General features: G+C 66.5%; 11 protein-coding genes. 3 read left to right on the forward strand and 8 right to left on the reverse strand.

Annotation, left to right across the window (positions count from 1 at the left end):
- Nucleotides 1-3: 3 nt before the first annotated feature.
- From J8I35_RS16570 to mnmC, 6 genes are all read right to left on the reverse strand, one after another.
- On the reverse strand, nucleotides 4-1,116 hold the full coding sequence (locus tag J8I35_RS16570; protein ID WP_089488016.1) for an NADH:flavin oxidoreductase/NADH oxidase: 1,113 nt from the start codon (nucleotides 1,114-1,116) through the stop codon (nucleotides 4-6).
- Between the two features lie 219 nt (nucleotides 1,117-1,335).
- Entirely contained in the window at nucleotides 1,336-2,046 is a 711-nt protein-coding gene (locus J8I35_RS16575) for a glutamine amidotransferase (protein ID WP_050016013.1), read from the reverse strand.
- Between the two features lie 28 nt (nucleotides 2,047-2,074).
- Entirely contained in the window at nucleotides 2,075-2,713 is a 639-nt protein-coding gene (locus J8I35_RS16580) for a MarR family winged helix-turn-helix transcriptional regulator (RefSeq protein WP_050015785.1), read from the reverse strand.
- A 505-nt stretch (nucleotides 2,714-3,218) separates the two neighbouring features.
- Entirely contained in the window at nucleotides 3,219-4,334 is a 1,116-nt protein-coding gene (locus J8I35_RS16585; RefSeq protein WP_006490006.1) for a YbdK family carboxylate-amine ligase, read from the reverse strand.
- A 14-nt stretch (nucleotides 4,335-4,348) separates the two neighbouring features.
- Nucleotides 4,349-5,563: a cation:proton antiporter gene (locus J8I35_RS16590; protein ID WP_050015784.1), complete on the reverse strand. Its 1,215-nt coding sequence runs from the start codon at nucleotides 5,561-5,563 to the stop codon at nucleotides 4,349-4,351.
- A gap of 672 nt (nucleotides 5,564-6,235) precedes the next feature.
- Complete coding sequence (gene mnmC, locus J8I35_RS16595) at nucleotides 6,236-8,167, reverse strand: bifunctional tRNA (5-methylaminomethyl-2-thiouridine)(34)-methyltransferase MnmD/FAD-dependent 5-carboxymethylaminomethyl-2-thiouridine(34) oxidoreductase MnmC (protein WP_209926220.1); 1,932 nt, start codon at nucleotides 8,165-8,167, stop codon at nucleotides 6,236-6,238.
- 388 nt (nucleotides 8,168-8,555) lie between these two features.
- Between mnmC and J8I35_RS16600 the strand changes: the two genes are divergently transcribed.
- Nucleotides 8,556-8,834, forward strand: coding sequence for an HU family DNA-binding protein (locus J8I35_RS16600; RefSeq protein WP_006401505.1), 279 nt, complete (start codon nucleotides 8,556-8,558; stop codon nucleotides 8,832-8,834).
- 129 nt (nucleotides 8,835-8,963) lie between these two features.
- On the opposite strand, the gene J8I35_RS16605 is transcribed toward J8I35_RS16600, so the two are convergent.
- The gene (locus J8I35_RS16605) at nucleotides 8,964-10,277 is read right to left on the reverse strand and encodes a GTP-binding protein (RefSeq protein WP_050016011.1); all 1,314 of its coding nucleotides are present in this window, start codon (nucleotides 10,275-10,277) and stop codon (nucleotides 8,964-8,966) included.
- Between the two features lie 153 nt (nucleotides 10,278-10,430).
- Complete coding sequence (locus tag J8I35_RS16610; protein WP_209926222.1) at nucleotides 10,431-10,907, reverse strand: lytic transglycosylase domain-containing protein; 477 nt, start codon at nucleotides 10,905-10,907, stop codon at nucleotides 10,431-10,433.
- Nucleotides 10,908-11,274: 367 nt separating this feature from the next.
- Between J8I35_RS16610 and gspD the strand changes: the two genes are divergently transcribed.
- Nucleotides 11,275-13,620 (forward strand): type II secretion system secretin GspD, encoded by a 2,346-nt coding sequence (gene gspD, locus J8I35_RS16615; protein ID WP_050015777.1) that lies wholly within the window; start codon nucleotides 11,275-11,277, stop codon nucleotides 13,618-13,620.
- Nucleotides 13,617-15,116: a type II secretion system ATPase GspE gene (gene gspE, locus J8I35_RS16620; RefSeq protein ID WP_050015776.1), complete on the forward strand. Its 1,500-nt coding sequence runs from the start codon at nucleotides 13,617-13,619 to the stop codon at nucleotides 15,114-15,116. Before gspD ends, gspE begins: the two co-directional genes overlap by 4 nt.

Here is a 15,116-nt window from a genome sequence, read left to right on the forward strand (position 1 = left end):
CGCTCAGCGCTGGCCGAACGCGACGTCGCCGAACAGCGCCTTGTGCTCGCGCGGCTGCGAGCGCCAGTACTGCGGCGGCGCCGTCACCTGCGCGCCGAGCTCGGCCGCCGCATGCCACGGCCAGCGCGGGTCGTACAGCATCGCGCGCGCCATCGCGACGAAATCGGCATCGCCGGCCTCGATCAGCCGGTTCGCATGCTCGGGTTCGTTGATCAGGCCGACCGCGATCGTCGGCATGCCGACCGCCCGCTTCACGGCCTGCGCGAACGGCACCTGATAGCCGGGCGACAGCGGAATCTTCTGCAGCGGCGACACGCCGCCGGACGACACGTCGATCCAGTCGCAGCCGCGGCGCTGCAGTTCGTGCGCGAACGCGATCGTATCGTCGAGTTCCCAGCCGCCTTCGACCCAGTCGGTCGCGGACACGCGCACGCCGACCGGCCGATCGTCCGGAAACGCGGCGCGCACGATCTCGAAGATCTCGAGCGGAAACCGCATCCGGTTTTCGCGCGAGCCGCCGTATTCGTCGGTGCGCCGGTTCGCGAGCGGCGACAGGAACTGATGCAGCAGGTAGCCGTGCGCCGCGTGCACTTCGATCGCATCGATGCCGAGCCGCGCGGCCCGCCGGGCCGACGCCGCGAACGCTTCGCGGATGCGGTTCAGGCCCGCCGCATCGAGCGCGAGCGGTGGCGTCTCGCCGTCCTTGTGCGGCACGGCCGACGGGCCATGCGGCAGCCAGCCGCCGTCGGCGACCGGCACGAGCTGCCCCCCCTCCCACGGCGCCGCACTCGACGCCTTGCGCCCCGCATGCGACAACTGCATCGCGATGCGGATCGGCGAATGCTTGCGGATCGCGGCCAGCACCGGCTTCAGCGCGGCTTCGGTCACGTCGTCCCACAGGCCGAGGTCGCCATGGGTGATGCGTCCGTCGGGTTCCACCGCGGTCGCTTCGATGCACAGCAGCCCGGCGCCCGACAGCGCGAGATGGCCGAGGTGAATCATGTGCCAGTCGGTCGCTTCGCCGCGTTCGGCCGAGTACTGGCACATCGGGGAGATCACGATCCGGTTCGGAAGGGTCACGCCGCGCAGCGTGAACGGGGAAAACAGCGCAGTCATGGAAGCCGCTCGCCAGGAAAGGGAAAGAGCGGACGAGCGTAGCACGCACGCCTGAAGCGTGCAGACAGCGCGCTCCGCAGTAAGCGGATGGTCAGGTATGGCCGGCCGGACGCCGGCGGGGCGTGGAACAAACGGAATAGGCGATGGAAGGCGATGCGCCGGCCCTCAACGGATGCAGGCCGGGCCAATCCTTTCCGGCGGACGGGACCGCCCGCGACGTCAGAGCCCGACGCTACCGAGCCACTCCGCGAACATATGCCGTGCGGCCGTCTCGAGCGCGGGGCCGTGCTGCGCGGTATCGGCACGCAACTGACGCGCGTCGATGCCGGGCGTCGCGGCGATTTCGCCGGCGTTCGCGATCAGCCACGGTTCGAAGCGATCGGTACGGATCTCGGGATGACATTGCAGCGCCAGCACGTGCTGCCCCCATGCGAATGCCTGGTGGTGGCAGGCCGGCGTCGACGCGAGATGGATCGCACCGCCCGGCAGGTCGAACGTATCGCCATGCCAGTGCAGCATCGATGTCGTCGCGCCGTCGAGATGGCGCAGCGGCGACGCGCGGCCGGCATCGGTGAGCGTCAGCGGCGCCCAGCCGAGCTCGTGCTGCGCGGCCGGATAGACGCGCGCCCCGAGCGCCCGCGCGATGAACTGCGCGCCGAGGCAGATGCCGAGGATCGGCAGCCCCGCGTCGATGCGCTGGCGCACGAGCGCCAGCAGCGGCGCGATCGTCGGATACTGCGCGTCGTCGTACACGCTGAGCGGCCCGCCGAGCACGACGAGCAGCGACGGCTCGAGCACGTCGAGCACCTCGACCCGCGACGATCCGACATCGACATAGCGCACCCGTCGACCGCGTTCGCCGAGCACCTGCTCGAAGCTCCCGAGATCCTCGAAATGCACGTGGCGGATCGCCACGACTTCAGCGTTCATCATCGGCCTCCCGGTCGATCGACGGACGTCAGCCTGCGAAAATCTTCCAGGTCTTCTTCTGCGTCGCCGCGTCGGCTTCTTCCTGCACCGAGCAGTCAAGACGCAGATCGCTGTCGGACATGTCGAGGTCGAGCGTCGCGCAGTGATGCACCGTCTTCTTCGACGGTTTGCCCGGCTGAAAGTACGTGCACGTGAGGCACATGCGCTGCGGCGGCGTCGCACCGGCCACCTGCAGCTCGCGCAGCGTCTTCAGCAGCGCGCGGTACAACGTGCCCTGCTCGTCCGCGCCGAGCTTGCCGACTGCTTTCGTCAGGAATTCAGGCCATTGCAGCGCCTTCTTCGCGGCCGTGCGGCCACGCGCCGACAGGCGTACGGCCAATGCCCGGCCGTCGTCCAGCGCACGACGCTTCTCGACGAGCCCCTTCGTCTCGAGCGTGCTGACCGCATCGCTCGTGGTGGCCGCGGTCAGCTGCGTCTCGCGCGCGATCTCGCCGAGCCGCATCGGGCCCTTGCGCTGCAGCAGCAGCACGAGAATCTCGCCTTGCGTCGGCGTCAGGCCAGCGCCTTCCGCCCAATCCCATGCCTCGCTCCGCATGGCCGTGCTCAACCGCAGCAGGCTGTGGGTCACACGTCCCGCAGCCTGGTTCCCGTAAACGCCTTCGCTCATAGTCTTTTCGCTTTGCCGCCGCCCGGATGGCCGAGCGGCCGTAGTGTGGAGATCGAATCCATCTCAAAACAGACGCCCTCTCTCGAGTGCGTCAGCACGGCCGTCGCGAGGCACACGCGGCGGTCGCGTTCGCGGCGACCGGAGAGACACGCATCGTTCCGGTGTCCGCAAAGCCGACATTCTAAGCGAGAGCGGAAAATCGCACAGCTAAGTTATCCCCTGCATGCTGTGGAAAATCGCTGGATAACCGGATTTTTTCGTTGTGCGCGTGATGTCGCGCGCCCGCGAAACGGGGCGCGCCGGCATTTTCCTGTTCGGATCGGCCATCGGCCGCGCGGTCATGATCCACCGGGTTATCCCACCCACAGAGCATTGACTTTGCAGCGGAATATCGGGTTATCCACAGATTGCGACGGTGCCCGGCAACGATTTCGGCGCGACAGGGCGCCGATAACCGTTCAGCGAATCGCGGCGCGGTCGATTCTGCAATCTGCAAAACATATTTTCACTCGCGCCAACGTAAGCACTGCTGCCGGACCGTCTCGTTCAGCGATTTTTCCTGTTTGAAAACGGTTCTCAACCACGATGCATCGTTCACGCGCGCCTTTGCGAGCGCGCCGATCTCGTCGAGCGCCGCGCGCGAACCGAGCGCGGCCGCATGCGGCGCGATCCGGTCGAGCGTGTCGAGGATGTCTTCCGCGATCGTGCGGCGCTCGCCCGTCTGAGGATTCACGCAGGTGCCCTCGAGCCCGAAGCGGCACGCTTCGAAACGGTTGAACGTATAGACGAGGTAATCGTCCTCCGACAGCTTCAGCGGCCGGTCGGTCAGCAGGTAGCGTGCGAGCGTCTGGATGTAGCAGGCGATCGCCGCCGCGCGGTCGACCGACAGCGGCGTGTCCATCACGCGCACTTCGATCGTGCCGTAGCCGGGCTTCGGCCGGATGTCCCAGTAGAAGTCCTTCATCGAGTTGACGACGCCCGTGTTCACCATCTTCGTGAAGTACTCCTCGAACGAGTCCCAGGTCAGCACGAACGGCGCGCGGCCCGACAGCGGGAACGCGAATACCGAATTCAGGCGTGCCGAATGGAAGCCCGTGTCGACGTTCTGCACGAACGGCGACGACGCGGACAGCGCGATGAAGTGCGGAATGAAGCGCGACATCGAGTGCAGCAGGAACAGCGCGCTGTCGGGATCGGGGCAGCCGATGTGCACGTGCTGGCCGAACACGGTGAACTGCTTCGCGAGATAGCCGTACAGCTCGGAGATGTACTGGAAGCGCGGCGCATCGTAGATCTGCCGGTCGCTCCATTGCTGGAACGCATGCGTGCCGCCGCCGGCCAGCCCGACGTTGAGCTGGTCGGCCGCCTTCACGAGCACGTCGCGGATCGCATGCAGCTCGCTGACGGCCTGCTCGTGCGAATGGCAGATGCCGGTCGACAGCTCGATCATGCTTTCGGTGATTTCCGGCGTGATGTTGCCGGGAAAGGTCTCGCCCTGGATCAGGCGCATCAGGTCGGACGCCGCTTTGGTCAGGTCGTAGTTGTGCGTGTTGACGACCTGGATCTCCAGTTCGACGCCGAACGTGAACGGTTCGGAATTGACGAAGGTTTCGAGTGCCATGGCAGGTTCCGGAATCAGTTGCCGTCGCTGCGTTCGCCGACCGCCGACAGGCAGCGATAGACGACGAACGGGCTGACGAGCTGCAGGATCACGATCGAGCACATCACGATCGCGCGCAGGTGCGGGTCGAAATTGGGATAAAGCTGGTAGGTATCGTCGACGAGCAGGTACGACAGCGCGGACATCGGCGTGAGCGCGATGCCGAGCGCGATGCCCTGCTTCATCCCGAGGCCGCTCGGCTTCGCGAACGCGACGACGCCGGCCAGCTTCGCGGCGAGCCGCGTGACGATCAGCACGATCGCGAGCAGCCCGCCGAGCGCGATGTCGCCCCACGTGAACGACGTGAGCGTCAGCACGAACAGCACCACCGTCAGCAGCCAGCCGGCCGTGCCGAAGTGCTCGGGCCACAGCTGCGGCCGCGCTTCGAGGTTCTTCACGATGATGCCGGCGAGCAGCAGCGTGAGCAGCGTCGACAGCTTCAACGCCTGCGCGACGGCGATCGCGAGCATCACGAGCCCGAACAGCGCGACGAACGAATGCTCGTCGCGCATCGTCGCGGTCATGTGACGGAACAGGTAGTTGCACGAACGCGCGACGAGATACGCGACGATGAACGAACCGGCTAGCAGGTAGAGCGGCTGCAGGATCGTCGCGAAAACGTTGCCGTACGCTTCCTGGTGCAGCCAGCTCGTCACGAGCTTGGTCAGCACGATCGCGTACACGCTGTTGAGCGCGGTGAGCGTGATCAGGCGTTGCGACACCTGCCCTTCCGCACGCAGTTCGGTCTTGAGCTGGATCACCATCGACGGCGACGTCGCGATCGCGATCGCCGACAGCACCAGCGCGACCATCCCCGATACGCCGAGCGCGAGCATCACGAACAGCACGAGCACGAACGTGAGCGTGGCCTCCGCGAGACTCGACGCGACGAGCCACGGATTGCGCCGGATCCAGCGCAGGTCGAGGCGGCTGCCGAGTTCGAACAGCAGCAGGCCGAGCGCGACGTCCATCAGGAGCCGCGAGGTTTCGTCGGTGCTGGTGTCGATCACGCCGAATCCGAACGAACCGGCGATCAGGCCGATCACGGCATAGCCGGTGATGCGCGGCAGGCGCCACGCGCGATAGCACAGCTCGCCGCACAGGCCGGCTGCGAACAGCGCGAGCCCGGCCCAGAACACGGCATCCGGCGCGAGCGGCCAGTTGGGCAGGAATGAGAACGCCGACTTCATCGTGGTGACTTCTCCTTTGGAAGCAACCGCCAGCGACGCGGGGTCAAGCGACAGGAATGGATGCGCGCCGGCTGGGTATTGCCCCGAATGTGATTGTTGTGCTCGACGATGGCGGTACATGGGGTCCGCCTGTTCCGCCACAAGGCGGAACGTCGTTCAGGTTGCCGATCTGGATTGTCGGCCTGGTGTGTGAACGGACTGCGCAGTCTCGAAGATTCAGATTCGAAATCGTGCCGACCGTTCCATTGAAGCATGTCCGGCGCTTGGCCGAACGAACGCGAAGGAAACCGATTGTGCCACAGGTTTTTCGCTCCGGAACCGATTGAATCGACGCGCGGGGCTGTGCGCCGCAGCAGGTCTTTGGTTTCAAAGGTTTACTTGTATATATACGTAGTAGAAGTTAACAAAGGACGCACAGTTCTGTGGATAACTCCGGTTTACGCTGACAGATCAAGGTGTTGGCGAAACCATAACCGGTTGCACAGGCTGTTCGCGCACAGCGGTTTGAGTTGAGCAACTTTCGGGCCGCATCACAGCTGTGCCGAGTTGCCCAGTTTACGTCCACTGTGATTGCACACGGAGTGCACGCGGATTCCGCGCGGTTATCCACAGCGTCGCGTGGATAACCTTGCGCGGAAAAATCGGGAAACTGTGACGGCTGCGGGCGGCCAGTCAGCCGGCCGAACCGACGCGGCGGGCGCGCAGTGCGCGGATCAGGAAGCGGGCGGGATCGATCGCGTCGGCGAGTTCGCGCTCGAGCGGCCACGGCTCGCCTTCGAGTTGCGACGCGATCAGTTCGGCGCCGAGCGCAGCCCATACGAGGCCGCGCGAACCGAAGCCGAATGCGCCGTAGAGGCCCGGCGTGCGCGGCAGGTCGCGCGCCTGCGCACCGCCCAGCGCGCGTGCGTTCGCGGTGGCCTGCGCCTCGTCGGCGAGCGGGCCGACGAGCGGCAGACGGTCGCCGACGACCCAGCGGAACGCCACGCGGCCGTGCAGCGTGGCCGGATCCGGCAGTTCGCCGATCAGGCCCGGCAGCAGGCGCCGCACGCGGTCGAGGTTTTCGGCGTGGCCGGCCGCGCGCATCGCGGGATCGGTGTCGTCGGGTTCGAACGTGGCGCCGATCAGCAGCGTGCCGTCGTCGAGCGGCACCGCGTAACCGTCGCCGATCGCCGGGCACGGCAGCGGCGCCGTCGTGCCCGGCGGCAGCAGCGTGAGCTGGCCGCGTACCGGTTGCAGCGCGACATGCTTGAGCCCGGCAAGACGCGCGGCGTCGCCCGCGTTCGCGAGCACGACGACAGTTGCATCGGCGAGCGTGGCGCCCGTATCGTCGAGCGCATGCCACGCGTCGCCCCGCCGTTCGAGCCGTGCGACGCCGGTGGACGCGAGCAGGCGCACGCGCTCGCCGGCCGCCGCATATTGCGCGGCGCACAGCCCGGCCGGCCAGACGGCGCCGCCGTGCGGGAACAGCAGGCCGCCGTGCGCGACCGGCAGATTCAGATGTGCGCGTGCGGCATCGGCATCGAGCAGCGTCACGTAGTCGGACGGCGCGCCGAACGCATCGAAGGCGTCGCGCATCCGCGCGAAATCGTCGGCCGATTCGGCAAGATGGATCATCCCGTGCGTGCTGCGTGCGAATGCATGCCCTGCGTGTTCGAGCGCACGCCAGCGTGCGAGCGCGTGCAGGAAGCCGCCGCGCGTGAGGCGGCTCGCGACGTTGTCGTCGCGCGTCATCAACGGGTGGAACACCCCGGCCGGATTGCCCGACGCTTCGCTCGCGATCCGTTCGTGCCGCTCGATCAGCGTGACGTCCCAGCCGCGCGCGGCCAGACGTTCGACGACCGCGCAGCCGGCGAGGCCCGCGCCGATCACGATCGCACGGCGCGCTGCAACGGGCAGCGCACGCGGCGGCTCGTGCCGGCGCGCGCGCCAGCGCGGCGCATAGTCGCCGACGAGACGATCGTCGACTTCGCGGAACGTGAAACCTGTTTCGCCGAGCGCGTACTTCACGTCGTCGGACTTTGCATGGGTCGCAAACGTCGCGTGTTCGCCGGCGAGTTTCGCGAGTGCGCGGATCCCGTCGCTCGACGCCGCGGCGCCGTCGAGAAAAAACGCATCGGCGCGCGCGACGAGCTTCTTCAGCAGGTCGATCGGATCGCCGAACGCGAGCGTGAGCACCACGCGTCCTTCGTCGAATTCGAGCCGGTGCACGCCCGGCACGAGCATCGGCCATGCGTCGATCAATGCATCGGTGTCTGCCGATATGGTTGTGTCCGCAACCATATGCGAAACCGCGCGGCGCAGGTCGTCGCGCGAGAACGGATGCGACTCGACTGCAACGACATGCAACCGTTCGCAGCGCGCGGGATCGTCGCGCCACGCGGCCCACGCCGCGAGGAAGCCGGCACCCGCGCCGAATTCGGTCGCGACGATCGTAAACGTCCGGCGGCGCTGCCAGCGCGTGGGCAGCCCGTTGCCGGAGACGAACGCGCGATGTGCGTGCGCGAGCGTGCCGGATGCGCCGTGATGAAGCTCGCCGAACTCGGGCGAGACGAGCGTGCCGTCGTCGCGAAGCGCGAGCGAGGCGTAAACAAGTCGGTCGGGCATGCGAAACAAAAAACGTGGCAGCCAAGCCTGGCAAGGGATTGCGGCAGGCCGTCCGATCGGCCGTTGGAAAAGGGCAACGGGGCGACGGGCGGGCGGACCACGCTGCGTATCCTGTCCGGTTGGCGCAGGTCAAAAAACGGGCAATCGACGATTCATTCGGCGAAATACCGATGAAAATCTTTGAAACCCTTGTCGTTATTGGGTTTGCGCTGCGCTATCATAGCAACGCCGTACCGCGGGGTGGCCGCCGGCAAGCCGGAGGGCGCGTCGCGCGGGCCAGGATTCGGCGCTGTGTCGTCGGAGTCTGACTCTCGACGGCACGGTTCGCGCACGTATAATCGGCGCGTTCGCGCTGTTCGTGTCAACCTAACCTGATAAAGGAACCTTAATGAACAAACAGGAACTGATCGACGCCGTCGCCGCCCAAACGGGCGCCAGCAAGGCTCAAACCGGCGAAACGCTGGACACGCTGCTCGAAGTCATCAAGAAGGCCGTGTCGAAGGGTGATGCGGTTCAGCTGATCGGCTTCGGCAGCTTCGGTTCGGGCAAGCGCGCAGCACGTACGGGCCGCAACCCGAAGACGGGCGAAACCATCAAGATCCCGGCAGCCAAGACGGTCAAGTTCACGGCTGGCAAGGCGTTCAAGGATGCCGTCAACAAGCGTTAAACCCGCGCCTGTTCCAGAAAAAACCCGCCTCTCGGCGGGTTTTTTGTTGGGCGCGCGCGGCATTTTCGCCACAGTTCGCGCCGCCCTTGCAAAAGTTAACGGTTGTTTTTACAAGCCGTTACCACGCGATCACGCGTGCACGATCTGCGTGTCGCCGTGATCGTCGTCGTCGTGCGAATCGACGTCCCACGCCGGGAACGGATCGTCGAACGCGGCCCATCCCGCCGCGCCGAGTGCGAACTCCGCATCCGTCAGCAGACACGCGTCGAGTTTCGTGCGCCACGCATCGGCGTCGAGCGCGATGCCGATCAGCACGAGTTCCTGCCGGCGATCTCCGACCGTGCGATCGTCGAGATCGCCGAGCCATTCGGTGCGGATTTCAGCGAGCAGCTCGTCGTCGTCGGGCCATTCCGCGCGATCCTGCGCCGCCCACCACAAACCCGCCGGCCCGTGCCGGCATACGCCGCCCGCCTGCGACAGCGAGCCCGCGATGTCGTTGCGCGTCGCGAGCCAGAAGAAACCCTTGCTGCGCAGCACGCCCGGCCACTCCTGATGCAGCAGCGCCCACAGCCGTGCCGGGTGAAACGGCCGGCGCGCGCGGTAAACGAAATTGCCGATCCCGAATTCGTCGGCTTCGCCGTGCACGTGCGCATGATGGTCGTCATGGCAGTCGGGGTCGTCGCAATGCGTGTGATCGTGGTCGAGCGATGCGAGCCAGCCCGGTGCGTTCGCGGCTTCGTCGAAATCGAAGCGGCCGGTGTTCAGCACTTCGTCGAGCGGCACGTTGCCGAACGTCGATACGACCTGATGCGCGCGCGGATTGAGACGCGCGAGGATGTGCTGCAGGCGTGCGAGATCGTCCGCGCCGACCAGATCGGCCTTGTTGATCACCAGCACGTCGCAGAATTCGATCTGCTCGATCAGCAGCTCGACGAGCGTGCGGTCGTCGTCTTCCGACGCGGCGATGCCGCGCGTCGCGAGCGCATCGTCGGAGCCGTAGTCGCGCAGGAAGTTGTACGCGTCGACCACGGTGACGAGCGTGTCGAGCCGCGCGATCGACGACAGCGACGCGCCGTCGTCGTCGACGAACGTGAACGTTTCGGCGATCGGCATCGGCTCCGCGATACCGGTCGATTCGATCATGATCGCGTCGAAGCGGCCTTCGGACGCGAGGTTGCGGATTTCGACGAGCAGATCGTCGCGCAGCGTGCAGCAGATGCAGCCGTTCGACATCTCGACGAGGCGTTCCTCGACGTGCGACAGCGCCTGCGCGTCGCGCACGAGCGACGCGTCGATGTTGACCGCCGCGAGATCGTTGACGATCACCGCGACTTTCAGGCCCGCGCGGTTCGCGAGCACGTGGTTGAGCAGCGTGGTCTTGCCGGCGCCGAGGAAACCGGACAGCACGGTGACGGGCAACGGCTGTTTCATTGCCGGATTCATGATGATATGCACCAACGGAAAAGATGAAAAAGCGGCCGCGGCGCCCTGCCGGGGCGCGATCGGCCCGCACGCGGGCGAAACGGCGGCGTCAGCCCGCATTGTGCATCAAACGCGCGCGGCCGGCCCTGCGTCAACCGGCGACGCGGCGCCGAATCATTGAGCGGGCTGCGCGGCCTGGGCAGTCTGCGCGGACGGCAGCAGCTTCCATTGCGTCAGGATGCCGGCGATCTGCCGCGCGTACTTGTCGCGCAGCGACGGCGTTTCCGAATGATAGGCGCCGACCGCCTGCCACGTGTTGCCGTAGCGGTTCATCTTCTGTTTGAGATGCCACGCGGCGATGTACACGTTCTTGCACGGCTCCATCAGCGTGTCGCGGCCGATCCCGTAGCGCGACAGCGTGGGCAGGTGGATCGAATTGATCTGCATCAGGCCGTAGTCGACCGAGCCGTTCGTATTCTTGTTCAGCGCACCGGGCCGGTTGCGCGATTCCTGCCATGCGATCGCGCGCAGGATCAGCGGATTGACCTGCTGATATTTGGCCGCTTCGTCGAAACAATCCGCGCGTGCGTTGCCGCTGGCGAACCACGCGCTGGCGGCGATCAACGCGATCGAAGCGAACCGTCTGTTCATCGTGCGGAAACGGAAAGGAATTGCGCGAAGCTCGGGAAAACCCGTGCCTGTTATTAATGCGACGAGAAACGCGTCGCCCGTATCATACCGGCAGACCGTCCAATTGCGACAGGCAGGAATACGGCAGCCCGGTTATACCGCATTTCCGTGTCGATTCATCTCGAAATCGGGGCGACGGCCGGCATGCGGAGGGTGACGCCGATCCTTACATATCGCATACGATTCGCCGGACACATGTCGTATGTGAGACAGTCTTCGGATCAATGTGATATTTCGGACATGAAAAACTGCTAATGTCGCCTCTTTCGGACTTGGATCCCAGCACTACCGCCGGAAGTGGCCTGAGCCGGCATCGACCCATTCATCCATGACAAGAAATCGCTTCGTTATGCGGCGTATCGCCACGACCCTGCTCGTGGCCGGCATCATCGTCTCGCAGGCTGCCTACGCTCAGGTCACGCTCAACTTCGTGAATGCGGACATCGACCAGGTCGCGAAAGCGATCGGCGCCGCGACCGGCAAGACCATCATCGTCGACCCCCGCGTGAAGGGGCAGCTCAATCTCGTCGCCGAACGGCCGGTGCCGGAAGACCAGGCGTTGAAGACGCTGCAGTCCGCGCTGCGCATGCAGGGCTTCGCGCTCGTGCAGGATCACGGCGTGCTGAAGGTCGTGCCGGAAGCCGACGCGAAGCTGCAGGGCGTGCCGACCTACGTCGGCAATGCGCCGCAGGCGCGCGGCGACCAGGTGATCACGCAGGTGTTCGAGCTGCACAACGAATCGGCGAACAACCTGCTGCCCGTGCTGCGGCCGCTGATCTCGCCGAACAACACGGTGACGGCCTACCCGGCGAACAACACGATCGTCGTGACCGACTATGCGGACAACGTGCGCCGCATCGCGCAGATCATCTCCGGTATCGACAGCGCCGCGGGTGCGCAGGTGCAGGTCGTGACGCTGCGCAACGCGAACGCGATCGACCTCGCCGCGCAGATGCAGAAGATGCTCGACCCGGGTGCGATCGGCAACAGCGACGCGACGTTGAAGGTGTCGGTCACGGCCGACCCGCGCACCAACTCGCTGCTGCTGCGCGCATCGAACGGCTCGCGCCTCGCGGCCGCGAAACGCCTCGCGCTGCAGCTCGACGCGCCGAGCGCGGTGCCCGGCAACATGCACGTCGTGCCGCTGCGCAACGCCGATGCGGTGAAGCTCGCGAAGACGCTGCGCGGGATGCTCGGCAAGGGCGGCGGCAATGACAGCGGCGCGTCGGCGTCGTCCAACGATGCGAACAGCTTCAACCAGAACGGCGGTTCGTCGGCGAGCGGCAACTTCTCGACCGGCACGTCGGGCACCCCGCCGCTGCCGTCGGGCGGCCTCGGCGGTTCGTCGTCCTCGTCCGGGTATGGCGGCGGCTCGTCCGGCGGTGGCCTCGGTACGGGCGGCCTGCTCGGCGGCGACAAGGACAAGAGCGGTGACGACAACCAGCCGGGCGGGATGATCCAGGCCGACTCGGCGACCAACTCGCTGATCATCACCGCGTCCGATCCGGTTTACCGGAACCTGCGCTCGGTGATCGACCAGCTCGACGCGCGGCGCGCGCAGGTCTATATCGAAGCGCTGATCGTCGAGCTGAACTCGACGACGCAGGGCAACCTGGGCATCCAGTGGCAGGTCGCGAGCGGCCAGTTTCTCGGCGGCACGAACCTGAACCCCGGGCTGGGGCTCGGCAACAGCATCATCAACCTGACGGCGGGCGGCTTGACCAACGCGGCCGGCGGGGTCACCGGCGGCGGGCTGGCGTCCAATCTCGGGCAGTTGTCCCAGGGCCTCAACATCGGCTGGCTGCATAACATGTTCGGCGTGCAGGGGCTCGGCGCGTTGCTGCAGTATTTCTCGGGCGTGAGCGACGCGAACGTGCTGTCGACGCCGAACCTGATCACGCTCGACAACGAGGAAGCGAAGATCGTCGTCGGCCAGAACGTGCCGATCGCGACCGGTTCATACTCGAACCTGACGAGCGGCACGACGAGCAATGCGTTCAATACCTACGATCGCCGCGACGTCGGCCTGACGCTGCACGTGAAGCCGCAGATCACCGACGGCGGGATCCTGAAGCTGCAGCTCTACACGGAGGATTCGGCGGTCGTCAGCGGGACCACGAACGCGCAGACCGGCCCGACCTTCACGAAACGCTCGATCCAGTCGACGATCCTGGCCGACAACGGCGAGATCATCGTGCTCGGCGGCCTGATGCAGGACAACTACCAGGTGTCGAACAGCAAGGTGCCGCTGCTCGGCGACATCCCGTGGATCGGCCAGCTGTTCCGTTCGGAATCGAAGCAGCGCGCGAAAACCAACCTGATGGTGTTCCTGCGTCCGGTGATCATTTCCGATCGCAGCACCGCGCAGGAAGTCACCGCGAACCGCTACGACTACATCCAGGGCGTGACGGGCGCCTACAAGTCGGACAACAACGTGATCCGCGACAAGGACGACCCGGTCGTCCCGCCGATGCCGCTGGGTCCGAGCCAGGGCGGCACGCCGGCCGGCAACCTGTTCGATCTCGACAAGATGCGCCGCCAGCAGTTGCAGCGCCAGGTCGCGCCGGTACCGGCCCAGCCGCTGCCGGAAGCAACGCCCGCGCAGCCGCAGAGCGTGCCGCAGCAGGCGGTGCCGCAACAGCCGCTGACCACCGCGCCGGGAGCGTCGCAGTGAGCGACGTGCTCGCGTCATCCGCCCACGACGGCGCGCCGGGCGAGCGCCAGCCGCCGTCGCCGCTCGCCGCGCGCCTGCTGCCGTACGGTTTCGCGAAGAGCGGCCAGGTGCTGATCGCGCATCAGCTCGACGACACGCTCGAGGTGTGGATCAGCGAACGCACGAGCGACGCCGCGCTCGCGGAAATCGCGCGCAACTTCGGTTCGATTTCCGTGCATCGCGTGCCGGCCGACGAGCTCGCGCAGGCGATCAACCAGGCCTACGCACGCCAGGACGGCAGCGCCGCGCAGGTGGTCGGCGAGGTCGAAGGCGAAGTCGACCTGTCGCGGCTGATGCAGGACATCCCCGAAGTCGAGGATCTGCTCGAATCGGAAGACGACGCGCCGATCATCCGGATGATCAACGCGCTGCTCACGCAAGCGGCGCGCGAACAGGCGTCGGACATCCACATCGAGCCGTTCGAGAATGCGTCGGTCGTGCGCTTTCGCGTCGACGGCACGCTGCGCGACGTCGTGCGCCCGAAGAAGGCGCTGCACGGCGCGCTGATCTCGCGGATCAAGATCATGGCGCAGCTCGACATCGCCGAGAAACGGCTGCCGCAGGACGGCCGCATCACGCTGCGCGTCGGCGGCCGGCCGGTCGACGTGCGGGTGTCGACGCTGCCGACCGGGCATGGCGAGCGCGCGGTGCTGCGTCTCCTGGAAAAGGACGCGCAGCGGCTGAACCTCGAAGCGCTCGGGATGGGTCGCGACACGCTCGTCCAGTTCGACAAGCTGATCGCCCGTCCGCACGGCATCGTGCTCGTCACCGGCCCGACCGGTTCCGGCAAGACGACCACGCTGTACGCGTCGATGTCGCGGCTCGAAACCGCGACGACCAATATCATGACCGTCGAGGATCCGATCGAATACGACCTGTCCGGCATCGGCCAGACGCAGGTGAACGAGCGGATCGGGATGACCTTCGCCCGCGCGCTGCGCTCGATCCTGCGCCAGGACCCGGACGTGATCATGATCGGCGAAATCCGCGACCTCGAAACCGCGCAGATCGCGGTGCAGGCGTCGCTGACGGGCCACCTCGTGCTCGCGACGCTGCACACGAACGATGCGGCGTCCGCCGTCACCCGTCTGACCGACATGGGTGTCGAGCCGTACCTGCTCGCGTCGTCGCTGCTCGGCGTGCTCGCGCAGCGCCTCGTGCGCCAGCTCTGCCCCGTCTGCAAGGAAGAGCGGCACGAGGACGGCCGCACCGTGTGGCATCCGGTCGGCTGCGACAAGTGCGGGCATTCGGGCTATGCGGGCCGGCGCGGCGTGTACGAACTGCTGCTCGTCGACGAGTCGATCCGCACGCTGATCCACCGCAACGCGGCCGATGCCGAGATCCTGGCCGCCGGCCGCGCGGAAGGGATGCGCACATTGCGCGACGACGCGGAGCGCTGGCTCGCGTCCGGCGCAACGTCGCTCGAGGAAGTGCTGCGCGTGACGGGAGGCGCATAG

The sequence above is a fragment of the Burkholderia sp. CpTa8-5 genome, from assembly GCF_017815045.1.
GTDB classification, from domain to species: domain Bacteria; phylum Pseudomonadota; class Gammaproteobacteria; order Burkholderiales; family Burkholderiaceae; genus Burkholderia; species Burkholderia sola.